Annotated in this window: 21 protein-coding genes; 7 read left to right on the top strand and 14 right to left on the bottom strand. The window is 44.8% G+C overall.

Annotated features, from left to right (window positions below; genetic code table 11):
• Positions 1-87: 87 nt before the first annotated feature.
• The 12 genes from ppsA to AC5590_RS11130 form a co-directional block, all read right to left on the bottom strand.
• Positions 88-2,706, bottom strand: coding sequence for a phosphoenolpyruvate synthase (gene ppsA / locus AC5590_RS11075; RefSeq protein WP_169263897.1), 2,619 nt, complete (start codon positions 2,704-2,706; stop codon positions 88-90).
• 103 nt (positions 2,707-2,809) lie between these two features.
• Complete coding sequence (locus tag AC5590_RS11080; RefSeq protein WP_169263898.1) at positions 2,810-3,382, bottom strand: dihydrofolate reductase family protein; 573 nt, start codon at positions 3,380-3,382, stop codon at positions 2,810-2,812.
• 211 nt (positions 3,383-3,593) lie between these two features.
• Complete coding sequence (locus AC5590_RS11085) at positions 3,594-4,109, bottom strand: GNAT family N-acetyltransferase (RefSeq protein WP_169263899.1); 516 nt, start codon at positions 4,107-4,109, stop codon at positions 3,594-3,596.
• 2 nt (positions 4,110-4,111) lie between these two features.
• Positions 4,112-4,420 carry a GFA family protein gene (locus AC5590_RS11090; RefSeq protein WP_441293678.1) on the bottom strand — a complete coding sequence of 103 codons (309 nt, stop codon included), beginning with the start codon at positions 4,418-4,420 and terminating at the stop codon, positions 4,112-4,114.
• Positions 4,392-4,568, bottom strand: coding sequence for a GFA family protein (locus AC5590_RS11095; protein ID WP_441293679.1), 177 nt, complete (start codon positions 4,566-4,568; stop codon positions 4,392-4,394). Before AC5590_RS11095 ends, AC5590_RS11090 begins: the two co-directional genes overlap by 29 nt.
• 63 nt (positions 4,569-4,631) lie before the next feature.
• Positions 4,632-5,018 (bottom strand): DUF6463 family protein, encoded by a 387-nt coding sequence (locus AC5590_RS11100; protein WP_169263900.1) that lies wholly within the window; start codon positions 5,016-5,018, stop codon positions 4,632-4,634.
• Entirely contained in the window at positions 5,015-5,416 is a 402-nt protein-coding gene (locus AC5590_RS11105) for a VOC family protein (RefSeq protein WP_169263901.1), read from the bottom strand. Before AC5590_RS11105 ends, AC5590_RS11100 begins: the two co-directional genes overlap by 4 nt.
• 79 nt (positions 5,417-5,495) lie before the next feature.
• Positions 5,496-6,308, bottom strand: coding sequence for a helix-turn-helix domain-containing protein (locus AC5590_RS11110; protein ID WP_211178330.1), 813 nt, complete (start codon positions 6,306-6,308; stop codon positions 5,496-5,498).
• Positions 6,309-6,523: 215 nt separating this feature from the next.
• The gene (locus AC5590_RS11115; protein WP_169263902.1) at positions 6,524-7,519 is read right to left on the bottom strand and encodes an aldo/keto reductase; all 996 of its coding nucleotides are present in this window, start codon (positions 7,517-7,519) and stop codon (positions 6,524-6,526) included.
• A 143-nt stretch (positions 7,520-7,662) separates the two neighbouring features.
• On the bottom strand, positions 7,663-8,271 hold the full coding sequence (locus AC5590_RS11120; protein WP_169263903.1) for a TetR family transcriptional regulator: 609 nt from the start codon (positions 8,269-8,271) through the stop codon (positions 7,663-7,665).
• Between the two features lie 62 nt (positions 8,272-8,333).
• Complete coding sequence (locus tag AC5590_RS11125) at positions 8,334-8,495, bottom strand: hypothetical protein (protein ID WP_169263904.1); 162 nt, start codon at positions 8,493-8,495, stop codon at positions 8,334-8,336.
• A 126-nt stretch (positions 8,496-8,621) separates the two neighbouring features.
• Entirely contained in the window at positions 8,622-9,947 is a 1,326-nt protein-coding gene (locus tag AC5590_RS11130) for a hemolysin family protein (RefSeq protein WP_169263905.1), read from the bottom strand.
• A 305-nt stretch (positions 9,948-10,252) separates the two neighbouring features.
• Here AC5590_RS11130 and mfd point away from each other — a divergent pair, with 305 nt between their 5' ends.
• From mfd to AC5590_RS11165, 7 genes are all read left to right on the top strand, one after another.
• Positions 10,253-13,798: a transcription-repair coupling factor gene (gene mfd / locus AC5590_RS11135; protein ID WP_169263906.1), complete on the top strand. Its 3,546-nt coding sequence runs from the start codon at positions 10,253-10,255 to the stop codon at positions 13,796-13,798.
• 68 nt (positions 13,799-13,866) lie between these two features.
• The gene (locus AC5590_RS11140) at positions 13,867-14,100 is read left to right on the top strand and encodes a hypothetical protein (protein WP_169263907.1); all 234 of its coding nucleotides are present in this window, start codon (positions 13,867-13,869) and stop codon (positions 14,098-14,100) included.
• Between the two features lie 244 nt (positions 14,101-14,344).
• Positions 14,345-14,944, top strand: a complete 600-nt coding sequence (locus AC5590_RS11145) for a hypothetical protein (RefSeq protein ID WP_169263920.1) — start codon at positions 14,345-14,347, stop codon at positions 14,942-14,944.
• Positions 14,945-15,131: 187 nt separating this feature from the next.
• Positions 15,132-18,896, top strand: a complete 3,765-nt coding sequence (locus tag AC5590_RS11150; RefSeq protein ID WP_169263908.1) for a CHAT domain-containing protein — start codon at positions 15,132-15,134, stop codon at positions 18,894-18,896.
• A 720-nt stretch (positions 18,897-19,616) separates the two neighbouring features.
• Positions 19,617-19,988 carry a Mo-dependent nitrogenase C-terminal domain-containing protein gene (locus AC5590_RS11155; protein ID WP_169263909.1) on the top strand — a complete coding sequence of 124 codons (372 nt, stop codon included), beginning with the start codon at positions 19,617-19,619 and terminating at the stop codon, positions 19,986-19,988.
• 561 nt (positions 19,989-20,549) lie between these two features.
• Complete coding sequence (locus tag AC5590_RS11160) at positions 20,550-20,834, top strand: cupin domain-containing protein (protein WP_169263910.1); 285 nt, start codon at positions 20,550-20,552, stop codon at positions 20,832-20,834.
• Positions 20,835-20,930: 96 nt separating this feature from the next.
• Entirely contained in the window at positions 20,931-21,677 is a 747-nt protein-coding gene (locus AC5590_RS11165; protein WP_169263911.1) for a creatininase family protein, read from the top strand.
• 84 nt (positions 21,678-21,761) lie between these two features.
• Here AC5590_RS11165 and AC5590_RS11170 read toward each other — a convergent pair whose 3' ends face one another.
• Together AC5590_RS11170 and AC5590_RS11175 are read right to left on the bottom strand one after the other, a co-directional pair.
• Positions 21,762-22,892 (bottom strand): LbetaH domain-containing protein, encoded by a 1,131-nt coding sequence (locus tag AC5590_RS11170; RefSeq protein WP_248277176.1) that lies wholly within the window; start codon positions 22,890-22,892, stop codon positions 21,762-21,764.
• Positions 22,893-23,255: 363 nt separating this feature from the next.
• Positions 23,256-24,647 carry a malic enzyme-like NAD(P)-binding protein gene (locus tag AC5590_RS11175; protein ID WP_169263913.1) on the bottom strand — a complete coding sequence of 464 codons (1,392 nt, stop codon included), beginning with the start codon at positions 24,645-24,647 and terminating at the stop codon, positions 23,256-23,258.
• Between the last annotated feature and the right edge of the window lie 187 nt (positions 24,648-24,834).

Here is a 24,834-nt window from a genome sequence, read left to right on the forward strand (position 1 = left end):
CAATTTGATTTGCGTACTCACTTGTACCGTATTAGTGGTGTGGATTTTACGCAAGTTGATGGCTTTGGTACTTTGACCGTACTCATATTAATATAGGATTTCTACATAGCCTTCCGTTCCATTAACCCGAATTCTCTGTCCGTCATTGATCAGTTTGGTAGCACTTTCTACTCCGACAACTGCTGGTAAGCCATATTCACGTGCGATAACTGCTCCATGGGTCATCAGTCCACCAACTTCGGTGACTAGGCCTTTTATGGATACAAACAATGGTGTCCAGCTAGGGTCAGTAAAGGAGGTGACTAATATATCTCCATCTTCTAGATCAGCATTTTCCATGTTTAAGATGACACGTGCTCGTCCCTCTATAACTCCGGAGGAAACAGGTAGACCTATAATAGCTTCGGCAGGGAGATTTTCTCGTTTGTACCGACCTGCAATGATTTCACCATCAGACGTGATAACACGTGGGGGAGTTAGTTTTTCATATAATTTGTACTCGTCTTTTGGTTTGCTGATAATCTGGTAATCAAGTTTATTTGTGCGTACGACTTCGCGAAGTTCTTCAAACGTGAGATAGTATATATCTTCTTTTTCATGAATAACGTCGGCTTGTACGAGTCGTTCGGCTTCTTTCAGAAGAGCCTGCTTATAAATGAAGTAGCGATTGACCATGCCGTACTTTGGATACTCGCGATAGCCGATGAAGTTTCGGAGCAGGCTGATCTGTTGTTTTGTTTCTTCGGCCTTTTGTTCACCATCCGGCAATTGCTTCAATCGTTCCAACAGCTCTCGTTCTTTTTTCAGAGCTTCCTGGTGCCCTTGCTCAAATTTCCGATTGCTTGCACCGGGCTCGAAGTTTTTGATGTTACTGAGAATGATGGGGACAAGTGTCGTTGGTTTTTCGCTCCAACGGGTTTTCGTGATATCGATTTCTCCGACACAGCGCATTCCGTATTTGTCAAGATAAGCACGGATAGCGTCTCGGGCTTCTTGTCCACCATCAAACTTAGCCAGCTCGTCCAGAAAGCTGTCATCTTTTACGTGGTGCAAATACTCAATGATTTCCGGATACGGACGAATCGCATCTGCGACATCCAACAGCGCCAGCCCCATTTCCGACGTAATATTGTTTGGCGCAGACTGAGAAAGCGTGTCCGCTACATTTTTCTCACCCAACCACTCCATCATTTTTTCATTGATCCATGATGCAGCATTCATGCCAGTCATAATCGCACCAAAACTTTTCGGATAAGATAAACTCTGCCTTAGCTTCAGTCTGTCTTCCAGGATAAAGTCTATCAGATCCACGCCTGACTTCGCCTGGATGTCATGCTTTAACGTTTCAATCAATGCTTGGCTGTCCTTAATCAAATCAGAAACGATCGTCGGATCGTTTTCGAGCTGCACTTGAAAGGCCGCAGGCGACATACCTTTATTACTACTACCGGGACTCGGTTCTGTCTCATCGTCTGGCGACGACGTTATAAAATCTCCTCGCTCTAAGATGGTCGTCAGTGCGTCTCTTACGAGCGGATCGGATTTTCCCAGAACATTTACTAGAACCTCTCTTCCGGCAGGAGAAGCCAGATCCTGGCTGACATCAACAAACAACCTTCCACCAGCTTTATACATGGGTCGGGCAGCTGTTAACTGGAATAAAGACAATCCCAATGGCTTCATGGGGTCGGTCATCATTTGTTGATGACCAACAGATACATAAACGTGATTTTCCTGATCATTTGCTTCAGGGATCGGGTATAAAGTAGTGATTGGCCGACTCTGGACAATATAAAATGTATCATCAACCAAACACCATTCGATGTCCTGGGGGCGGCCGAAATGTTCTTCGATCTTTCTGCCTATGCGCTCAAGCTGTACAATCTGCTCATCCGTCAGCGCTTGGCTATTCTGCTGCTCAAGCTCAATCTCCTGTTCTTTCGTACCGCCATCTTTTAAGGCATAAATAGCCAGCTTCTTGGTGGATATCTTCTTATCGATAACCTTGCCGTTACACACTTTATAGATATCAGCATTCACCAGGCCGGAGACCATGGCCTCACCAAGTCCGAAGCTGGCATCAATGGATAACACCTTCCTATTAGAAGTGACGGGATCGGCAGTAAACAAAATTCCTGCCACCTGCGGAAAGACCATCTTCTGAACAACCACAGACAGGTGGACTTTACGGTGGTCGAAGCCGTTTTGAAGGCGGTAAATTACTGCCCTCTCGGTAAATAGCGATGCCCAGCACTTGCTGATATGCTTTAGGATTGCCTCCTTTGCGATAATATTCAAATACGTATCCTGCTGGCCTGCAAAAGAGGCCGTCGGTAAATCCTCTGCAGTTGCGCTGGATCGTACTGCATAGGCGTTTTTTTCATCAAGCCTGGAGAGGAGGCGGGTGATCTCTTCATTAATGTCTTGAGGAATGGCTATCCCTTCAATGACCCTGCGAATCTCACCGCTAAGTTCACCGATTTTATGCCGGTCTTCCACCTTTAGAAGCGATAACTGATCAAGTAATTCGTTAATCGACGACGTTTCCCCAATGATTCTTTTAAAAGCTTCAGTAGAAATACAGAAGCCATCCGGTACGCGGATTCCTTCAATCTTGGAAAGCTCCCCCAGGTTTGCGCCTTTACCCCCAACAACCGTGAGTTTTGTTTTATCAACATCTTGAAGACAAAGCACAAATGAACTCATCAGTTTCCCTCCTTTAGCAATTCATACTACGGTTGCAATCAGCGGCGGCAAACAGCCTCTGCATCACAACCAGGATCTTCAACAGTCCGCTGCATTGCAATTGTTAGGCGGCTCCACTCACACCGCCTTTGTGTACTTCATAGCGCAACTCAGCCATGCCAGCACCCATCTGATGAACAGACACTAGGCGCAGAACTGGGCTTAGCACTCTGCGAGGGAATAGCGGCTTCCCCTTGCCGAGGGTGGCTGAGCCAACCTGGATGATAAGCTCATCCAGTAAACCAGCATCGTAGAACTGACCAGCCAGATCTCCGCCTCCAACTATCCAGATGTTTTTGGTGCCAACAGCAGCTCGCATTTCAGCGTGGGCGTGGTGCACATCTCCATTGACGAATCGGATGTTCGCACCTTCGATTATTGGAAGCTTGCGACTAGAGAATATCCAGGCTGGCTGAGTGTATGGCCACGCAAAGCCAGTCTCAGTGGCAACCTTTTCCGCGTTGCGTACCATCCACTCGTAAGTTGCTGATCCCATTACCAACGCACCCACATCTGAAATGAACTCTGGATAGCTGGAGTCATTCAGGTCACCAAGCGGAAACAGCCAATCTAGTGAGTCATTCTCAGTAGCAATGAAGCCATCAAGACTTGTCGCTGTGAAGTACTGAGTTTTCATTTGTTGTATGCAACTCCTAAATATAACTTCAAGCGCCTAACGGTGCCCATCACCCACCGCAGATCACCTTTGCATCATAACCGATCAACTCTCGGCGGTCGGTGTGCATCGGCGTTGTTATGCGGCGTTCACGAAGTGTGGCGTACCCCTGCGGGGAAGCAAGCTACGCAAAGCGTCTCCGACAGGAGAAGGTATCGCTCACTAGCTGCCGCTACCGCGATGTGATCATGTTTTCAGGATGCCAATCTGCTCGGTTCAGGCAATAAACAAAACAGTCATCGTCGCCAAACCTTCGTGGTTCAACAAATTGGAAGCCAAGACGTTCATAGAAGCGGTGAGCGCGAGTATTGCTGGCAAGTGGATCGATGAGGACAGTCGTCACACGCGGGTCGGCAAAACATCGAGCGAGGGCAAGCTGCATCATTCTTGTGCCGTAGCCTTTGCCCAAATCTGTTTCTTCCCCAATCCAGATATCAATGGCACGAAGATCCGGTGCAACATCGCCCCAATAACGGCTTTCCTCACGCGCTGGATCGATAATTTGGACAAATCCAATGGGACGATCCTTGATCTGGGCAATTAGTTGCTCTCTCCAGTCAGGATTGCGACTCAGTTCTACCTCCCAATACCAATCATCGTTGGGATCTGCGGCAATGACATGAGGTTGTTGATCCCAGTGTTGCAGCAACTTCAAGTCAGCAGGGGTGGCAGGGCGTAGATTAATCATCACTACACAAGCCTCGTCCGCTTACGATCGCGCATTGCTATAACAGTTTCCGGTGGCGGTACCTTAGCAAACTTCGGCAAATCTGGGTTCATATAATCCCACGGTTGTGCGCTCGCTGTATAAAAATCAATCCGAGGTTGAAACTCACCTGGCTCATCAAGGCTGCCTGCAAGAATGCCCATTAGTTCGGGATTCTGCGGTTTGCTAAACAATCGAGAACCACAGTTGGGACAAAATCCCCGACCGACTGTGGCTCCACTATCGCCGATAACCTCGTAATATTTAACTTCGAAGAGCGATTGTGACGGCATTGCGCGGGACAAGGAGCGCCGCCGCAAATGCGCTACCAGTTGCCCGCTGGCAATCGCGACAATGGCAATTGCCCATGACAATTGGCTCTGCCGAACATTCGTAGCGGATAGCTCCACACAGACAACCACCCGTAAAAGGTACTTTCATCCGTAATCTCCCAAAAACCTAACCTTGTCACCTACTAACTTATGCTCAATGACTGCCATCACGCTATCCTTCCACTTTTGCAGGTCGTGATGTTGCGATCGCATTCACTGCAACGAGCAACACCAGCCAGAACCCCGTATCAATATCCAGTAGAATGCAAAAACAGGAAACTATGAATAGTCCCCAACCTACAAATGCTGGTAATGGTAGATTCAACTGATTTTCAATCCAATGGCACAGAAAACCATAAAGAATCATCAAGAATCCTGGCACAAGGAACCAGTAGTATCCCCAGATACGAAGCTGATTCGATTTGACAGCATCAACCACACCAATACCCATTATTTCCTGCCAAATTCCACTAAATCCCAATGCTCCTGGTATTCCTAATGCGATCGCACTGTGCAATAATCCAATCATAATCAGAGCAAGACCGTTGATTTTTTTCATTTTGGTTCTCCTGTGTTTTCAGTAACCCACTGCACGAGTTGAATGACGACACCATTCGGATCTGTAACCTGAAAGAATCTCTCTCCCCAAGGTTCGGTCTCGATCGCAGTTGTAATGGGTACACCTTCTGTTTGGATTCGCATGTATTCTTGATCGATGTCATCGACCACAAAGACAATAAGCAGACCGTCCGCTCGATGTCCTCGCATATGGATAGGTTTGAAGCTTGCCAGTCTAGTTTGAAGAAAGATTAGATTGAAACCAGCATCTGGTCTGGAGAGAGAGATAAAGCCCTCGGCTGACATTTCTTCATGGAAGCCAAAATGTTGCTTGACGAACATTGCCGATGCCATCACATCATCAACATTGAGTGAAAGCGCTGAAGCTGTAATTTGCATGAGATTTCGGTAACTCTACTTGGGTAGTTTATGTCAGCATGACATACTCCCTAGACCCAAGAATTGTAAAAAAATGACCTCAATGGGGCAACTCCACATGGCAAGGATGAAAGCCTCGTCGTGATAAATATTCCGTTGGTGTGCAATCCGCGAATGCCCGAAACTCGTGAATCAAGTGTGCTTGGTCGAAATAGCCACAGGTAAAAACAATATCCATCCAGTTAACTTGGTTTTTAAGAGCCAGCAGATTCAGGACTTGCTGAAACCGCTGAATGCGACAAAACAGCTTTGGCGTTAACCCGACTTGATCCCGAAAGAGTTGGTTGAAATGGCGGGTACTAAATCCGATTTGATCGGTTACAGCTCGAACGGTTGGCAGCGTGGATCGCTGAAACTGCTGCACTGCAAAATCGACAGCAGGATGGAGAGCAGGCGAGCGCAGCATCTGCATCAAAAACCGTTCTAATACAGAAAATCGGTTTTTCAAGGACGTTTTTAACAAGCGATCACGCAATTCTGCGGCATGACCTTGCCACAGTTCATCCAATGAAATATTTTCATTATGGAGTTCACCAGCAGGTAGTCCAAAGAATGCAGTCCCTCCTCCGGGTCTAAAATGTACACCCATCACAGATATTTTGCGATCGACCTGGGCAATAAAATTTTCAGAATGTGTGCCGCAAAGCATTGTACCATTGGTGCTACCGCGTTGAACTCGACTCTGACGATCAAATAGTGGAATGCTGTCCTCGTGGAGATTAATGACTAATTCCATCATCCCCATTGGCAGCAAGCGGGTTTGTACTGCTGATAAATGCTCACCTTCCCTCATCCAGAAAAATTCTATGAACTGTGAGAGGAGCGATTGCGGGAGATAAGTTTGATAAATCATTGTTGTTTAGTCATCGGCTAACTATTGACAGTGTATTGACCAGACTTGCTCCTACCACATCACATTTTTTGCTTAACACCAAGCAGATAAGGAAAAATTCCCAAATAAGTCCTTTGCGATAACTTAAGCCGCCTAACAATTTATTATACAGAGTTTTACTGTAGATCCTCCCATCGAGACGGTTTTTCACTAGGTGTTTTCTGCTCGCCTACATCTTAACGATTCACCGTGTGCATAAATGCGTCGGGATAGCGTGTCCCTGCTGCGGCTCCCATCGGTGCAACTTCCTCAATACGCCGCAAATCATCGTCGTTCAATTCAATATTGATCGCCTGCAAATTCTCTTCAAGTCGCTCACGCCGTTTTGTTCCCGGAATTGGCACGATGTCTTCGCCCTGTGCAAGCAACCAGGCGAGAGCGAGTTGTGCTGGTGTACATTTCTTCTCGGTTGCAATTTCTTTAATCTTTTCCACAAGTTGCAAATTGCGTTCAAAATTCTCGCCTTGAAAGCGTGGTGTGTGGCGACGATAATCATCAGCCGCGAAGTCTTCTGGTTTCTCAAATGCACCAGTCAAAAATCCGCGTCCGAGTGGTGAGTAAGCGACTAATCCAATTCCCAGTTCACGACAAACCGGCAGTACGTCAGTTTCTGGTTCCCTTGTCCAGAGACTATATTCGGTTTGTAGCATGGTAATTGGATGAACGGTGTAGGCACGACGTAATGTTTCTGGTCCGGCTTCAGACAATCCGACGTAGCGAATTTTGCCTTCTTTGACGAGTTCTCCCAATATTCCAACTGTGTCTTCAACTGGCACGTTTGGGTCAATTCTGGATGGATAGTACATATCAATGTAGTCAACGCGCAGTCTTTGTAAGCTATAAGACAAGAAGTTACGCACGGCAATGGGGCGATTATCGGAACCGAGAAAACCACCATCGTGGTTGCGTAGTGTACCAAATTTCACTGAGATAAAAACTCGTTCACGCGGAATATCTTTAATGGCTTGGCGAATCAGTTCTTCATTGTGTCCGACTCCATAGAAGTCGCCTGTGTCCAAAAAGTTCACGCCGAGTTCGATCGCGTGACGAATGGTTGCAATGCTTTGGGCATCATTCGTTTGCCGTCCACCATAAAAATCTGACATGCCCATACAGCCCAAACCCAAAGCTGATACTTGAGCATCAGATTTTCCGAGTTTGCGGTATTTCATTGGTTTTGACTCCTTTGTTTGCGGCTGATTTAATAACTAATTACAAAATTTGAAATTTGTCATCCAGACATTGAAATACTATCCTACTTGCCAATAAAATGACAAGTGACAATTATTGAAAAGTGTCACAAACTGTTATCTGATTAGATTTTCCTTGTAGCTAGTGCTGCGGTGAGCAGTTGAACGACGGCGATCGCCTGTTTTTCCATCGGCTGATCAGCAGATTCTCGAATCATTAAGGGATGGTGAAACTTGAGGGTAGCGGCGCTCACCGCTTCAGTTGCTAGCGATAAATCGGTAATCTGGAACTCACCGGTTTTGACTCCACAGGTCAAAATTTCGTTGAGAATGGAAGACAAGACTTGCAAGTGATGCTCAACGACAGTGCGATCAGCTTCCAAAATAGCCAGATAAGCATCAAAGAGTTCTGGCTCAGCGGCAAGTTTGTCTCGTTTGAGCCGATACAGTTCTAACACGTAGGCTTGCAGGCGAGCGCTAGCAGAACCTGGTTGTTGCGCACAATCTCGCAGGGCTTGCTCTATACCACTGAACCATCGTTCTACGACGGCATCCATCACATCAGCTTTGGTTTTGAAGAAGCGATAAACATTGGCGTGCGACATTTTACAGGCACGAGCAATTTCACTGATAGTGGTGCGGGCGTAGCCATACCGCCGTAGCTGAACCTCAGCCGTTGCTAAAATCAGTTCCCGTGTCTGTTCGGCAGTACGTTCTGCTTGTGCCATTCCCATTTATAACTCATCGCTCTACAGCTAACATATTTTGACACTTGTTAGCTGCAATAGCAGGAAAATTACAGGCGATATAGCAGCCCAAATATCAGCCCCGATTTGTGAGCGAAACTCTCATCACGCTCATCATCCCGCGTATAATCAACTCGCCGCTTGGCACAGTCAAGGTGTACTGCGTCGTGGCTAGGCACGGTTGAGGTTGCTCGCGTGGAGCGAAATGGCATTTTTGCTGAAATAAAATGCGCAATAAAAAATATGCCCTAAGGGCATATTTTTTATTTTAAACTTTCTTCTTTGGATGTATTGGTGAACGGAGTACCGTTATAGTGCAGGGCGAGGGCGCGAAGAAGCTAATCTGGTTTTTGACTATTACTAGATTTCACTTCCTGAGGCACAACGAGAATCTTATCAACACGGTTACCATCCATATCCATAACTTCCAACCGCATACCTTGCCATTCAAAATGATCTGCAGCTGAGGGTATCCGACCTAGATGCGCCATGACAAAACCACCTAATGTTTGATAACTTCCTCGGTTTTCGTGTGACGACTCCTCAACATCGAATAGTTCAAAAAACTCATCTACAGCCAACATACCATCCAACAACCAGGAACCGTCCTCTCGTTGTACAATTTGAGGGTCTTCCTGGTCATCAACAGAAGGAACATCACCAACGATTTCTATCATGACATCGTTAAGAGTGACTAATCCTTGAATCACACCATATTCATCTACAACTAGCGCCATATGAGTGACAGTTTGCTTGAACAACTCCAAAACTTTCAAGCCTCGGGTGCTTTCTGGCACGTACACGGGCTGTCGCAATCCTACTGTTAAATCCAAGTTTTCACCGCTGAAACACCGGGTTAACAAGTCGGTGACTGGGATGATACCTAGCACGTTGTCAAGTCCCCCCTGAGAAACTGGATACCGGGAATAACCACCATCAATAATTTTGCGGCGGTTTTCTTCGGTAGAGTCTTCCAAATCCAGCCAAACAATATCCGGTCGGGGTGTCATGAATGAACTGACGGGGCGATCGCCCAAGCGAAAAACCCGCTCGACCATATCTTGTTCTGCTTCTTCAAAGGTTCCCTCCTCAGTACCTTGTTCGATTAAGACTCTAATTTCTTCCTCTGTCACGAGTGGCTCTTTGGACGGTCTGGTACCCAACAACCGCAGCACTGCCTCAGTAGAAAAACTTAAAAGTCCCACTACAGGTGATGTTAATTGAGACAATGTTCGCATCGGTATAGCGATAACGGAAGCAATTGGTTCCGGGTTGTTTAAAGCAAGCCGCTTAGGTACCAGTTCACCAAGAATTAGTGTCAAAAATGTAATAACTAAAATTGCTAATCCTTTAGCTAGGTGTTCCTTAAAATCTGCCTCCAAAGGGATAAAATTTAGAATAGGCGCTACTCTCTTGGCGATCGTTTCTTCACCATAGGCACCAGAGATGATGGTCAGGAGTGTGATCCCAATCTGAACAGTTCCTAGAAACTGATTCGGCGAGGATGCCAGTTCCAAAGCGACGCGTGCTTTAGCATCACCCCGGTCAGCAAGTTGTTGGAGACGCACCTTTCGTACTGAGAAAATCGCCAATTCTGACATGACGAACACAGCATTGGCAAGAATTAAAAAAACAATAATTAGAATTTCGATTGTTGGAGACATCTGTAAAAACTACCGATACCATCGGCAAACTGTGCTTAACCTTAACCTCTTAGTATCTAGTATGCAACGTGTGATTACGAAACACTCTGCATACAAAAAAGTCATAAATTATAAGTTATAAGTTAGCAGCTTAACACTGATTCGTATATGAACCATGAGTCAGTGGATTAGTAAGTGGTCATTGTACCAGGTATTCATGACTCTATAGCTAGAGTTCTTTCTGTGTCTGGACTTTTAAAATAGTTGTGGTAAGCGTTAGTATTATGCTTGCGAGCGAGAAGGACTTCTTCATAATTTTGTGACCTATGGCATTTTCTTCCATTGTGCGTGCTTTGGGGCGTTCTGCGCTCACCACTGAACTCCTCTCTAAACTTAATCGGCAACAAGAGTTGCTCTTAAGTGGCATTCCTCGCTTGCCCAAGGGTTTGGTCGCTTCAGCGTTGGCTCAAACCCAGAGCAAGAATTTGTTCGTGGTCTGTGCGACTCTGGAAGAAGCCGGACGCTGGACAACACAACTAGAAGCAATGGGGTGGCAAACTGTACATTTCTACCCAACTTCAGAAGCGTCTCCATACGAACCATTTGACCCCGAAACTGAGATGACTTGGGGACAGATGCAAGTCCTAGCGGATTTGATACAACTTACCAGAGGAACAGATCACGGAGTTGGGGAAGCAAAATCTTCCTCATCCCCCTTACCCAAAATGGCGGTTGTCGCTACTGTCGCCGCCCTACAACCTCATCTACCACCAGCAGAAGCTTTTAAACCTTTCTGCTTTACCCTGAAGCGTGGTATGGAATTTGACTTAAAAACCTTCAGTGAAGAAATCACGAAACTGGGGTATGAAAGAGTTCCTTTGGTGGAAACAGAAGGGCAGTGGAGTCGGCGCGGCGATATTGTTGATGTGTTTCCTGTGTCCTCAGAGTTACCCGTACGGCTAGATTGGTTTGGCGACGAAATTGAGCAGATACGGGAATTTGACCCAGTAACCCAACGTTCTGCCGCGCTTGACAAAATAAACCAATTGATCCTAACTCCCACAAGTTTTGCCCCCATTCTGATGACAGCACTCAAAGATAGCGCTGAGTTTCAAGTACTGAGTGCCCAATTAAGTGATGACTCAGAAGTTGATATTCAGGACTCTACACTTGTGGAGGGTAGCCGTCGCTTTTTAGGCTTAGCTTTTGACAAACCTGCTTCCCTGTTAGATTATTTACCTGAAAATACGTTAATTACTATTGATGAACCAGAACAGTGTCACGCCCATAGCGATCGCTGGGTAGAAAATGCAGAAGAACAATGGGAACTGCTTGTCAGCAAGGAAAATGAGGAGATTTACACTTCATTACCAAGAATCCATCGCTCTTTTGACGAATGTTTGGCTGATACAGCAAAATTTCCCAAATTAAATTTATCAGAATTGGTTGAGGAAAACAGTGGGATTAATCTTGCCAGTCGCAGGGTGCCAGTTATGCCGCACCAATTCGCTAAAATTGCAGAAACACTGCGACAAGAACGCGATCGCAACTTCTCGGTTTGGCTAATGTCTGCCCAACCCTCGCGTTCTGTGTCCCTGTTGCAAGAACACGACTGTCCCGCCCAGTTTATTCCTAACCCCCGCGACTACCACGCAATTGACAAGCAACAAATTAATCGCACACCAGTCGCCCTGAAATATTCCGGTCTTGCTGAACTCGAAGGTTTTATTTTACCTACCTTCCGGGTGGTCGTTATTACTGACCGTGAATTTTACGGTCAGCACTCCCTGGCGACTCCCAGCTACATCCGTAAGCGGAGAAAAGCTGCTTCTAAACAAGTTGATCCCAATAAGCTGCGTCAGGGAGATTTTGTCGTTCATAAGAACCACGGCGTAGGTAAATTCATCAGGCTAGAAAGTCTCACACTGAACAACGAAACCCGTGAGTATTTGGTGGTGCAGTATGCAGACGGCTTATTGCGTGTCGCCGCAGACCAAGTTGGTGTTTTGTCGCGCTTGCGTACGACAAACGATAAACCACCAGAACTCAACAAAATGACGGGTAAGGCTTGGGAAAATACAAAGAATAGAGTCCGCAAAGCGATCAAGAAATTGGCAGTGGACTTACTCAAGCTGTATGCATCGCGATCGCAACAAAAAGGCGTTACTTATCCACACGATACACCTTGGCAGCAGGAGATGGAAGACTCGTTCCCCTACCAAGCCACAATGGATCAGCTTAAAGCGACTCAGGATGTTAAACGCGATATGGAAAGCGATCGCCCAATGGATCGCCTAGTTTGTGGGGATGTTGGTTTTGGAAAAACAGAAGTCGCCATTCGCGCTATTTTCAAAGCTGTCACCTCTGGTGGTAAACAAGTGGCGCTACTTGCACCCACCACCATCTTGACTCAGCAACATTACCACACCTTAAAAGAACGCTTTGCGCCCTACCCGATTAACGTCGGGTTACTCAACCGCTTTCGGACTGCTGAAGAACGCCGCGATATTTTGAAACGACTGGCGACAGGAGAGTTAGATATCGTTGTCGGCACACACCAACTTTTAGGTAAAGGCGTAACTTTCCGCGACTTAGGACTTTTGGTAGTTGACGAAGAACAGCGGTTTGGCGTGAACCAAAAAGAAAGAATCAAAAGCTTGAAAACTCAGGTAGATGTGCTGACTCTTTCTGCAACTCCGATTCCCCGTACCTTATATATGTCCTTATCAGGAATTCGAGAAATGAGTTTGATTGCGACACCACCCCCATCCAGACGACCAATTCAAACTCATTTGTCACCCATGAATCCAGATAGCATACGCACTGCAATTCGTCAAGAACTCGACCGAGGGGGACAGGTGTTTTACGTCGTTCCGCGAGTTGAGGGAATTGAGGAAATAGGAACACAGTTGCGGGAGATGATACCGAGTGCGAGAGTTGCGATCGGCCACGGTCAAATGGATGAAAGCCAATTAGAATCAACGATGCTAACTTTCAGCAATGGTGAAGCGGACATCCTTGTTTGTACCACAATTATTGAATCTGGTTTGGATATTCCGCGAGTCAACACTATTTTAATTGAAGATGCTCACCGCTTTGGATTAGCTCAACTGTATCAACTACGAGGTCGTGTTGGTCGTGCAGGAATTCAAGCTCATGCATGGTTATTTTATCCCAAACAGCGGACGTTATCCGACGCCGCACGCCAGCGGTTACGAGCCATCCAGGAATTTACGCAACTCGGTTCCGGTTATCAATTAGCAATGCGGGATATGGAAATCCGGGGTGTGGGTAATTTGCTTGGTGCAGAACAGTCAGGACAAATGGAAGCGATCGGTTTTGATTTATATATGGAAATGCTAGAAGAAGCTATCCGTGAAATCAGAGGGCAAGAAATTCCTAAAGTTGATGATACCCAAATTGATCTCAACCTGACAGCGTTTATGCCAGCCGATTACATCACCGATTTGGATCAAAAGATGAGTGCTTACCGTGCGGTTGCAGCTGCAAAATCTAAAGAAGAATTATCGCAGATTGCTGCTGAGTGGAATGACCGATATGGTGCAATTCCTAAACCAGCGACTCAACTGTTACGGGTAATGGAACTCAAACAGCTGGCGAAGAAACTAGGATTTAGCCGCATTAAACCAGAAAACAAACAGCACATCGTTTTAGAAACGCAAATGGAAGAACCTGGTTGGAAGAACTTGGCTCAAAATTTGTCGGAAACCCTCAGATCACGCTTTGTTTACTCTCCTGGTAAAGTGACAGTGCGGGGTTTAGGAGTGATGAAAGCAGATCAACAATTGCAAACGTTGATTGATGCTTTGGGTAAGATGCAGGGTGCTGTTGTGGAGGAGGCGGTTGTTTAAAATTGTAGAGACGCGAAGAACATCGCGTCTTGACTATCCAAAATTCCCAATATCTAATTCAAAATTAAATGGCATACAGTGAGTTTATGTATAAAGTTCTGCAAGCTACTTGTGAAAATGGCAATCTCATACTGAAGGAAAAACTAAGTTCTGAAATGGAAGGTAAAACCCTCAAAGTAATTATTGTAGAGACAGATGAGCTTGAAGCAAAGAAAGAACGATTTTTTAGTATTTTAGACAGACATTCATTTGCTCTGCCTGCCAACTATCAATTCGATAGAGAGGAACTGCATGGCAGATAATACGAATTCTTTGTAAACTTACACTTAATACTTAGTCTTTCATTCTTGGCGTCCTTGGCGCGGCAATCGCTACAACGGGGGGAACCCCCGCAACGCGTTGCCTTGTCTTGGCGGTTCGTTTAAGAAATATTAAGTGCATCTTGATGGAGAATTGGTGGTATTACGTTGTGGAGGAGGTTGTTGTTTTAAACTGCTGCGCTATGAATCACGTGTTTACAATCCCAAATCTCAAATAAAAAATTTAATGGCTTACAGTGACTTTAAATTAAACGAAATAATCAAGATATTTGGTTTAACTCTTATAGAAATGACTGACTTCTTTTCAAATATAGAAGCTGTTGAATGCAGCGAAAATTTGGCTTTTAACCTCAAAGAAAATATACCATTAGCTGTGGCTATTGGTACAGAAAAAGCACGTTCTGAAATGATTATTACCCCAATACTACTGGAGATAAGAAGACGATTCAATTATCAAATCAGTTTATTTTCTGGCACAGATTTTAACGTAGATACTGAAAAAGGCTTAAATGGAATTTGTGACTATATCATAAGTCTTTCTCCGGAACAGCTTTTTGTCAGTGCTCCAGTCATTACTTTAGTAGAAGCGAAGAATGAAAATATGAAAGCAGGCTTAGGGCAGTGTGTTGCAGAAATGATTGCCGCACAATTGTTTAATGAAAGGGAAGGAAATGATATTAAAACAATATATGGTGTAGTCACAACGGGCGAACTTTGGAAGTTTTTGAAGTTAGAAGGTAAAATTGTATCTATTGATTTAACCAATTACCCTGTTAGCAATGTCAAGAAAATTTTAGGTATTTTATTGAATACTATTCGTGATTAAGCAGGTGGGCGTAATTAAACATATGAAATTGTTACAAATAATCCTTTAATTTATCTGTGTTTATCTGTGGTTCAAAAAATCTGAAGATCAGACTTTGAAATAAACCGATTGTTTCTGGAATTCCAGGTAAGGAGTTTGTATCTATACTCAAGACAACTCCCACACTTAGCCCTCAAAGTAGCAACCTATGGAATTAAATCTGCGCTTTCCAGAAATCAATCAAGTGATTGTCAGACTTGATGAGCAAGAAACTGACAGGCTATCTTTTACTTCACCGTTGAGCGCAGAAGACCAAGAAAATATTCGCTGGTATTTAGAAACTTATGCGACGCATTATACCACAGATGTGGATGATGCAAGGGCAAAAGAAATAGCTGATAAGTTGGCGCAATGGGGCGAGGATTTGTTTAACGCTGTGTTCCAGCCTCGGACTGCCCAGCGGATATTTAATGATTTTCAGGATGAAGCAGAACCAGGACGCTTATTAACAATCAGCGCTAGTCATCCGACAATTTTATCGCTTCCTTGGGAATTGTTGCGTGACCCGGAAGGCACCTATTTATGTCATGAAAATCCCCGAATTTCGATTCGTCGCCGTTTGGCAGGGGCGGGAGGTGGTCGAAGACCGTTTAAAGTTAAGGTAAAAGATTGTTTACGCTTGCTGTTTGTCGTGAGTCGTCCCAGTGATGCAGGGTTTATTGATCCGCGTGGTGAGGCGCAGGCGGTTTTGGAGGCGATTGCACAACAAGCCGCAGGACGAGTTGAAGTAGAATTTTTGCGTCCAGCAACATTGGATAATTTGGTAGCGCGGTTGGAAGACTCTGGCAAACCCCCTGTGGATATTGTGCATTTTGATGGGCATGGGGTGTTTGATGTTGATGGGCGGTTACATGAACGGGCAAAATTTAGCGATCGCCTGGCAGCAACAAAAGGCGATCATCAAAATAACGGCAATACGGGTTATCTGTTGTTTGAGGATAAAGAAGGAAAAACAGCCCTGATCACTGCCGAAACTTTGGGAGATATGCTGAACCGCCAAAAAGTCGGGTTAATTGTCTTGTCTGCTTGTCAGTCAGCGGCGATGGGTAGTGAGGATGGAGAAGATGCAATGGGTTGTGTCGCCGCCAGGTTAACTCATGCGGGAATTCCAGCTGTGTTGGCGATGACTCATTCGGTATTGGTGACAACCGCCCAGCAATTGTTTGCAAAATTTTATCAGGGTTTAGTGTCGGGCGTTGGTATGGGCGAGGCGTTGGATAATGCGCGGCGAGACTTGTATCTCAACCGGGAACGCGGAGAACGACAACGGGGTGAGGAACGGATAACTCTAAAATTGCAGGACTGGTTTTTACCAGCACTCTATCAAGCGGGTGGAGATACACCGTTGTTAACTTCCACTCTCCACTCCTCCCCTCTCCCCCTCCCCGACTCCTCATGGGGAAATTTGCCACCTTTACAAGAAGCAGGATTTTTTGGTCGCAGTCGGGAATTGTGGGAGATAGAACGGTGGTTTGTGCAGGGGACACGCCGCCTTACGGTTTCGGGTTTTGGTGGACAGGGAAAAACCTATCTCGTTCAAGAAGCAGGACGCTGGTTGCACCGCACAGGGATGTTTGAGAAAGTGTATTTTATCGATTATGCTGCCTTCCAGGGTGTGGATGCGGTAGGATTGGCAGTCAGCACTCTGGCGACAGTGTTGGAGAAGAATTTAATTGATGCTGCGGCGGCAACTCAGGCATTGAGGAACCAAGCAACTTTGCTGATTTTGGATAACTTGGAAAGCTTGTCCCCGGAACCTTTACAGGAACTGTTAACCGTGGCGAAACAGTGGTCTGAAGTTGGGGAATGTCGGGTGTTAATCACGACTAGAACGCCAGATTTTACCCATTCTGATTATCCCACAGAAGGTAGTCGCAAACATATTTCCTTGCCGTTGGGAGGTTTAGGACAAGAAGATGCTTTGGCGTATTTCCAGAGTTTGATCAAACTACCCCCAGCACCCAAACTTGATCCGCCCAAACGCGAAATGTTGTTGGAATTATTTAAGCTGGTGGATTTTCATCCCCTGTCGATTGGTTTGTTAGCCAGACAGTTGAAAATCCGTCGTCCAGCAGAGTTGGGGCAAAGGTTGGAAGCGTTGATTGCTCAAACACCAGGAAATCCCTTGTTGGCGTCGTTGAATTTGTCTTTGGAAAAATTGGACGCTGAGGCGATGCAGTTGTTGCCTCGGTTGGGCGTGTTTCAGGGTGGGGCGATGGAACCTGACTTGCTGGAAATTACAGAATTTTCGGAATCACAGTGGCAAAAGCTACGCCCAGCATTGGAAGCTACTGGTTTGATTCAGCCCGAACACTTGCCTGGTGTTGGTAATCCTTATCTCAAGTTTCACCCTACCTTAGCCCCTGCTTTGTGGTCGCGTTTGTCAACGGAAGTACAGACAGAACTGCTCGCCCGTCATCGGCAGCGGTATTATGAACTGTCTGGTGCTTTGTATTTTAAAGATAACCAAAATCCCGATAAAATCCGTGCCATTGCCCAACGGGAATTGCCGAATTTACTGTATGCAGTTCACGGGGCGTTGGATGCAGGTGAAGAATGGGCAGTGGATTTTGTTAACAACCTAAACTTGTTTCTCAACAACTTCGGACTCAACCGTGATCGCACTTTACTCACCCAACGGATTGTCCAGGCGACTGGGGAAATCGGTTCCCAGACATGGTATCTCTCCCGTACTAATTTAGGTGAGCTATTATTCAATGCAAGGCGCTATCAAGAAGCGGCGCGAGTGTTTGGTGAGATACTGGCAGGGTTGGGTGAGCAACCGAGTTATAAGCGCTGTGGTACTTTGACTCGACTGGGACGGTGTCTGACAGGACAAGGACAAGCATCACAGGCAGCACAACTCTACCGTCAGGGGTTGGCAGAGGCGCAACAATTGGAACAGTCTGATCATGTGAAGCAACTGATGGGAACTTTGCAGGGTGATTTGGCGGATGCGCTAAAGGATATGGGGGATTATGGTGAGGCACGCATCGCTTATGAAACGTCATTAGCTATTGTCAAAGAACTGAGAAACTTTCGTAGTGCTGCAGTATTAAATGGACAACTCGGCACTTTAGCCCGGTTGCAAAGTAACCTTCCAGAAGCCGAACAGCGTTACCGTGAAGCACTAACGACTTTCCAGCAACTGCATGAACCAGCAATGGAAGCAGTGTATTGGCATCAACTGGGTATAGTGTACCACGAAGCCAAGCAGTGGGACGCTGCGGAAAATGCCTACCGACAAGCAGCACAGATTGAAGAATCTCAAGGTAATTTGGCAAGTGCAGCAACGACTTGGCATCAATTAGCTTTAGTCCATGAATATGCTGGCAAACCCCAAGAGGCAGAGGCTTGGTATCGCAAGGCAATTAAAGATAAAAAAGCAGCGAGAGATAGATTCCAAGTATCAATGTCACTTAGTAATCTTGCCGACTTATTACAAAACCAACCGCACCGCTTAACCGAAGCACGACTATTGGCACAAGAGGCATTAGCTATCGAAATAACCTTAGATCCCGCTGCGGTTCAGATTTGGAAAAACTATACCATCTTGGCAAAGATTGCCGACAAACAGGGCGACACCACCCAAGCACGGGAATATCGTCGTCTGTGCCGACAAGCAAAGGCGGCGTTTGCGGGAACACAGTATGAGTTGCGGAAATATGGGCAGTTTATTGCTTGGGTAGTAGCCGCTGTGGATCATGCAGAAGCGAGGGAACAGGTAGAAGCTGCGATGGAAAACTTTGCCGAAGGTTGGCATAATCTTATAGCTGCCATCCATCGCATATTAGACGGTGAGCGTGATCAGGAGGTGCTATGCGAGCCGTTGGATTTGGAAGAGTCTATGATTATCTACGCAATCCTGCAAGGTATTGCTGATCCCCAGTCGCTTGAGGCGTTGTTGGAATGATCTTGATGGGGTGATGGTGTGATACGGAATTACATCGTTTTTACTCTTTTACCCCCTTTTTAACCCTGAACGTAGCCGAAGGGTTAAAGCTGAGCGACTTGTATCGAGCGAAGTCGAGATAAGTCGAAGCTTTAACTCTGTCGCCGCAGGCGGGGGGATCTTATTCAAACCGTATTGGGGGATGGGTAATACGAAAGCTACTCATAAGTCCTGACAAATACATTTGCAGATGCTTTCCAAAGTTTGTGCAGACTGCTACATAGCTCATTTATGTCTTGGTATTTTGTGATATATCTCACACCAAATTAGTGAAGCGATAGTTATAATAAGAAGTATATATAAATCACATAAGAATCATATATAGCTTAGGTATGAGCTAAACGATTCTTCTAGGCAAAAAAACTACACCTCAAGGTACTATGTGGTTTTTGCCGAGGTCGTTTACATTCAAAATATGAAACGACAATAACAAATTTAAGATTTCAATCAGTATAAAAGCTTTCTTTATAATTTTTTTATAGTATTGTATTAGGGTGAACAGTTTTTCACAGTACGGTCAGTTTAAATAAAAATCATATACGGTGTTTACAAAACTAAATCTTCCGTGTATACATATATTTGGAATAGCCATGATTCTATTTCAAAAGCTAGGTAAATAGATTTTATGGACAGCCAAAAACCCGTAACCAAACCATTCAAATTTTCAAGGGTAACATAGCTATGACTGCTCTCAAAACTCCAAATCGTGGTCAACGTATTTTCTTCCCTGGTTTTGTTCATTCTGAGTTGCAAGCTCATCAAACACTCAATCCAAATCAAATAGCTCAACCGAAAGTTGATTTACTTCAACCATTGCGTCGTAAGCTTGATTCTTTAGAAATTAAAAATCCGAAATTGGCGAAGTTTCTTGCAAGAATGATCCCGGCTCAATGCCCTTTTGAGCGAGATATCCTGCTGTTTGGTCGCAAAATTGCCCACATTCCCCCAATGTGCAAGATAAATCCGCTGTACGACGAACTTGTGGGATTACGTTTTCGTGCTTTGTGTTATTTGGCTGATGTTTGCGGTGAGGATATTCAATCTTACTGTTAAATTGTGAAAAAATCACTTATGTAAGGTCACAGCTTGGCTCGCAGTGCAAGTTTCATCTTATATATGATCGATGTCTTTGCGTCAGCTTGCTCCTCCGTTATAATGATTGCATTCTCAGACGACTTGTACACCATCAGATAAACTCACACCAACGACGATTAATGTCTGCCAGTGCCAATCGTGAGATTATTGCTAACCATAGAGCACAACAGTACTGAACCATCTCCAATAGTTGAGTTATCTCCCGCCTCAAAAGAACCGTGAAAGACGATCTTATGATCTTCTAGCACCCTCAAGAGCACGGAAAGTAACGCGGTTTTCTATTCTCCATTTTGCAAATGATAATTGATGAACCTTCACCAGGCTCAACAAGTCATACCATGTTGGATTTTAGATTTACCGATTGTCAAAGAGTTACTGGTAATCGCTTATTAATGCGTTTTATCTGTCCCAATCATTTTTCTAATAGGTATCAGCTAGGTTGTTTTGTTGAGCCAAGGTTATAATTTTCCAAGAAGTGATAGCTTCTTTCAATATCACCTTGGCTGAAGGGAACAAATAATGGAGATTAACGTAGAGCATCAACCAAGCATTGAGCCGCTTAACGAACTGGGTGTGTTCAAATGGGGGATTTGGACAAAGGAAGTCTCAAAGTTTCCTTGGACTTATGACACTCAAGAAACATGCTATTTTTTAGAAGGTGATGTCATCGTTACACCTGAGGGTGGCGAATCAGTGCAGATGGGTAAAGGTGATTTGGTGACTTTTCCGGCTGGAATGTCCTGCACTTGGGATATTAGAAGCGATGTCAAGAAACATTATTGTCTTGATTCGTCAGGAATTTAGGAATTATTGAATTAAGAGTATTTCCAGAATACCTAATTCAGCATTTAATAATCTATCCTTAAAAAGGTGCAACCTTAATAAGGACGTGGAAGAAAAATGTTATTGCATTTAAGCACCTGGCAGGAAGTCGAGGCTTATCTCCAACAGTCTAGGGGTATTATTTTCCCTATTGGTTCCACAGAACAACACGGACCTACAGGATTAATTGGGACTGATGCGATTTGTGCGGAGGCGATCGCCCGTGGTGTGGGTGAAGCGACTCAAGCAATAGTGGGTCCGACAATTAATGTGGGCATGGCATTACACCATACTGCTTTTCCTGGTAGTATAAGTCTGCGTCCCAGCACGATGATTCTAGTGCTGCGAGACTACATCACCTGTTTAGCTAAAGCTGGTTTTACAAAATTTTACTTTATCAACGGACACGGCGGTAACATAGCTACCCTCAAGGCTGCTTTTTCTGAAATATACGCCCACTTGGAAGATATACAAATTCCCAACGCGCAACGAGTGCAATGCCAAGTTGGTAACTGGTTTATGTGCGGTTCAGTTTACAAGTTGGCAAAGGAATTATATGGGGATCAAGAAGGTTCCCATGCAACACCAAGCGAAGTTGCAGTGACTCAATTTGTGTATCCAGAAGCGATAAAGCAAGCACCTCTTTCAGAAGAAGTTGCTACTGGACACAGGATTTATGGTGCTGCTGACTTTCGTCAGAAATATCCAGATGGCAGAATGGGTTCAAATCCGGCTTTGGCGACACCTGAACATGGGAAACAGTTATATGAGTTGGCGGTGAAAGAACTTAGCAATGGGTATTTGGAGTTTTTGAACGCAGATTGAACGATGAGAAGGCTTGATCCCCTAACCTTCTTAAAAAGGTTTAATGTAGAGCAAGTAGCTTGCCTCATCTACAAGTTAAATCTTCTATGTCATTGATTTCAAGGCGTCTGCTTGCTCCTGCTTCGTGATAACTGCATTATCTGGGACTTGTACACCATCACGTAGAGTCACATCAACGACCAATGCCCCAGTTCCAATCGTCACATTATTGCCAACCTTAGAGCGAAATAGTACTGCATCATCTCCAATAGTCAGGTTATCTCCTACCTCTAAAGGACCATGAAAAACAATATTATCATTTGTGTCTAGGTTGTTGCCGATACGAATGCTAGTACCCTTAAGGGCATGGAAGGTAACACGGTCTTCAATATCAGCACTATCCCCGATAATAATTGGTGAACCTTCATCAGCACGAATTGAAGTGCGCCGTCCAACAATACTATTGTTTCCTATGCGCACGTCGCCAACAATGCGAGCAAATTCTTCAAGCCGTATGTTTTTACCAAGAGTCGGCTGAACAGGCTGAGGATTCCAAGAAGTTCTTGGTGCAGCGCTGACTCCACTTACAGCGTCGTATCCCTGTTGTTTATAAAGTTCGCTGTAGTTTTCGGCAAACTCCTTATTGACTTCCAACACCTCTTTTTGGAATTTTGAATTCGCCTCTGTCTTTAAAGGGAGCGCATCTGCTTGCGCTTGCGTCGTAATAACTGCCCCGATTGGCACTAAGCGGTCTTTGTCGATACGCACATTAGATAGTTTTGCACCATGTAATACAAAAGCACCATCCTCTAACACCACGTTATTGAGATCGGCAAGGAAACCTATGAAGGTGAAGTTGCCAATTTTTGAGTTCTTAATCTTTGCTTGATGGGCAATGCTCACTTGTTTACCGGTACTACTTGAGAGTTTACCGCAGTTTGATGCAGGAGCTTGTTGGTTACGCGACGCCAAGAATACAATATTGTCTTGGAGGTTGGTTTCACTGTTAATGCAAATACGGGTATCAGGATCGGCTTGCAGAGTCGTATTGCCAGCAATAAAAACTTTCTGTCCTACCGAAACATCACCAAATTGTTCGACCAAGGGACTAATAAAGCTAGAGTTGACCACGACATTCAACGGTCGAAACAGTCTAAACAAGTTGCTTTTTTCCGCAGAGATAACAACTTCCCCCAAAGTGAGAACAAATAAGAGAATGCCTATAATGATAGGCATCTGAAATTTCTTACTAAATGTCCTATGCATAAGTAATATTACTCAGGAGCTTTGCTTTAAGAATAGTCGTAATTTTTATTTTTTTGAATCCGTCTTCTGAACGAAGACAAACAAGAAAAATTATAGTACTAAGTCAACCTAGTTAAAAGCACTTTAATGAACCAATACGGTTTATACCATTTCACGAAAATTCTGATACAAATGGTTAATCTCTAATTCTTTCCCCCTGCCCCCTGCTCCGTATTTGTATAACTTTAAAGTGAAACGGTATTAGCTAAGGATTAAGTAATTTTTCGGACATGATATTACAATCTTTTCAGGATGGGCGTCTTGCCCATCCAACAAACAATATTCTTAAGTTAATTAACCACGAGCAATACCCTCTTGACGCGCAGCACGTTGCACAGCACCAGCAACTGCACTCACGACTCGTTCATCAAATACAGAAGGAACGATGTGTTGTTTGTCAAGGTCTGAGGGTTTAATTAAGGATGCGATCGCACTCGCCGCCTCCAAATACATTGTAGTAGTAATTGTTGCAGCCCGACAATCCAAAGCACCACGGAAAACACCCGGAAATGCTAGAACGTTGTTGATTTGATTAGGGTAATCACTACGACCTGTTGCCATAACTGCAACATCGTCTTTGATCAACTCTGGCTGAATTTCGGGAATGGGATTTGCCATTGCAAACACGATTGGGTCTTTTGTCATAGAACGCACCATTTCTGGTGTTAAAACCCCCGGTGCGCTCAAACCAATAAACACATCTGCACCTTGCAAAGCACCTGCCAAGGTTCCTTGAGCCTTGACGGCAAATTCGCGCTTTTCTTCTGTCAAGTCAGTGCGACTGGTAGAAAGAATACCTTTCGAGTCGCACATCCAAATTTTTTCTGCCCCTGCTTTTCTGAGTAACCGGGCGACGGCTACGCCAGCAGCCCCAGCACCATTTATCACAATGCGGATATCTCCCATCGACTTTTGTACTAGCTTGAGGGCGTTATACAACGCTGCTAAAGTGACAATTGCCGTACCATGTTGGTCATCGTGAAAAACGGGGATATCTAATTCTTGCCGTAGTCTTGCTTCAATTTCAAAACAGCGGGGAGCAGCGATATCCTCTAAATTGACACCCCCAAATACCGGAGCAATATTTTTGACAGCTTCGATAATCTTCTCAGTATCTTGGGTATCGAGGCAGATAGGAAAGGCATCAATTCCAGCGAATTCCTTAAACAGCATGGCTTTACCTTCCATTACTGGTAAGGCGGCTGCTGGACCAAGATTTCCCAACCCCAAAACAGCTGTGCCATCAGTCACAATGGCTACAGTGTTTCGTTTGATGGTTAAGTTGTAAACTTCTTCTGGATTTTCGGCGATCGCAGTACAAATTCTTCCAACTCCCGGCGTGTAAGCCATCGCTAAATCAGACACACTTTTTAGAGGAATTCTGCTGGTAATGCTGATTTTTCCGCCACGATGTAAATTAAAGGTGCGATCGTAAACATCGATAACCTTAATATCTGGCACAGCTTTCACCGCTTGCACAATCATCTCAGCATGATCACTGCTGGCTGCATCAACGGTGATTTCGCGAATCGAAATATCCCTTGTTTGTTCGATTAAATCAATTTGACCAAAATTACCGCCGCTGGTTGCTATAGCCTTGGTTACGTGAGCCAACATTCCGACGCGGTTAGGAATTTCCAAGCGGAGTGTCAAGCTAAAACTAGAATTAGGAGTCAGATCTGCCATGCTTTGTTGATTGTGGGTTTTAGATTTAGATTTTAGACCAAATATTTCTAATTAATACTTATTTTCTTCATCTCCACCCACTTGTGTTACTTCTTCCACTCCTAATCCTACAGTGTACACACCGGATCGCTCAAAACCTCACCCTCGCTTGAATCGGCGCTAAAATCTTTCCCTCTCCTTAATAAGG

This window comes from Brasilonema octagenarum UFV-OR1, from assembly GCF_963888615.1.
Lineage (GTDB): Bacteria > Cyanobacteriota > Cyanobacteriia > Cyanobacteriales > Nostocaceae > Brasilonema > Brasilonema sennae.

Excerpts from the sequence above, each read along its gene's own strand:
- ppsA (WP_169263897.1), bottom strand. The coding sequence starts at position 2,706 with ATGAGTTCATTTGTGCTTTGTCTTCAAGATGTTGATAAAACAAAACTC.
- AC5590_RS11080 (WP_169263898.1), bottom strand. The coding sequence starts at position 3,382 with ATGAAAACTCAGTACTTCACAGCGACAAGTCTTGATGGCTTCATTGCT.
- AC5590_RS11085 (WP_169263899.1), bottom strand. The coding sequence starts at position 4,109 with ATGATTAATCTACGCCCTGCCACCCCTGCTGACTTGAAGTTGCTGCAA.
- AC5590_RS11090 (WP_441293678.1), bottom strand. The coding sequence starts at position 4,420 with ATGCCGTCACAATCGCTCTTCGAAGTTAAATATTACGAGGTTATCGGC.
- AC5590_RS11095 (WP_441293679.1), bottom strand. The coding sequence starts at position 4,568 with ATGAAAGTACCTTTTACGGGTGGTTGTCTGTGTGGAGCTATCCGCTAC.
- AC5590_RS11100 (WP_169263900.1), bottom strand. The coding sequence starts at position 5,018 with ATGAAAAAAATCAACGGTCTTGCTCTGATTATGATTGGATTATTGCAC.
- AC5590_RS11105 (WP_169263901.1), bottom strand. The coding sequence starts at position 5,416 with ATGCAAATTACAGCTTCAGCGCTTTCACTCAATGTTGATGATGTGATG.
- AC5590_RS11110 (WP_211178330.1), bottom strand. The coding sequence starts at position 6,308 with ATGATTTATCAAACTTATCTCCCGCAATCGCTCCTCTCACAGTTCATA.
- AC5590_RS11115 (WP_169263902.1), bottom strand. The coding sequence starts at position 7,519 with ATGAAATACCGCAAACTCGGAAAATCTGATGCTCAAGTATCAGCTTTG.
- AC5590_RS11120 (WP_169263903.1), bottom strand. The coding sequence starts at position 8,271 with ATGGGAATGGCACAAGCAGAACGTACTGCCGAACAGACACGGGAACTG.
- AC5590_RS11125 (WP_169263904.1), bottom strand. The coding sequence starts at position 8,495 with ATGCCATTTCGCTCCACGCGAGCAACCTCAACCGTGCCTAGCCACGAC.
- AC5590_RS11130 (WP_169263905.1), bottom strand. The coding sequence starts at position 9,947 with ATGTCTCCAACAATCGAAATTCTAATTATTGTTTTTTTAATTCTTGCC.
- mfd (WP_169263906.1), top strand. The coding sequence starts at position 10,253 with ATGGCATTTTCTTCCATTGTGCGTGCTTTGGGGCGTTCTGCGCTCACC.
- AC5590_RS11140 (WP_169263907.1), top strand. The coding sequence starts at position 13,867 with ATGGCATACAGTGAGTTTATGTATAAAGTTCTGCAAGCTACTTGTGAA.
- AC5590_RS11145 (WP_169263920.1), top strand. The coding sequence starts at position 14,345 with ATGGCTTACAGTGACTTTAAATTAAACGAAATAATCAAGATATTTGGT.
- AC5590_RS11150 (WP_169263908.1), top strand. The coding sequence starts at position 15,132 with ATGGAATTAAATCTGCGCTTTCCAGAAATCAATCAAGTGATTGTCAGA.
- AC5590_RS11155 (WP_169263909.1), top strand. The coding sequence starts at position 19,617 with ATGACTGCTCTCAAAACTCCAAATCGTGGTCAACGTATTTTCTTCCCT.
- AC5590_RS11160 (WP_169263910.1), top strand. The coding sequence starts at position 20,550 with ATGGAGATTAACGTAGAGCATCAACCAAGCATTGAGCCGCTTAACGAA.
- AC5590_RS11165 (WP_169263911.1), top strand. The coding sequence starts at position 20,931 with ATGTTATTGCATTTAAGCACCTGGCAGGAAGTCGAGGCTTATCTCCAA.
- AC5590_RS11170 (WP_248277176.1), bottom strand. The coding sequence starts at position 22,892 with ATGCCTATCATTATAGGCATTCTCTTATTTGTTCTCACTTTGGGGGAA.
- AC5590_RS11175 (WP_169263913.1), bottom strand. The coding sequence starts at position 24,647 with ATGGCAGATCTGACTCCTAATTCTAGTTTTAGCTTGACACTCCGCTTG.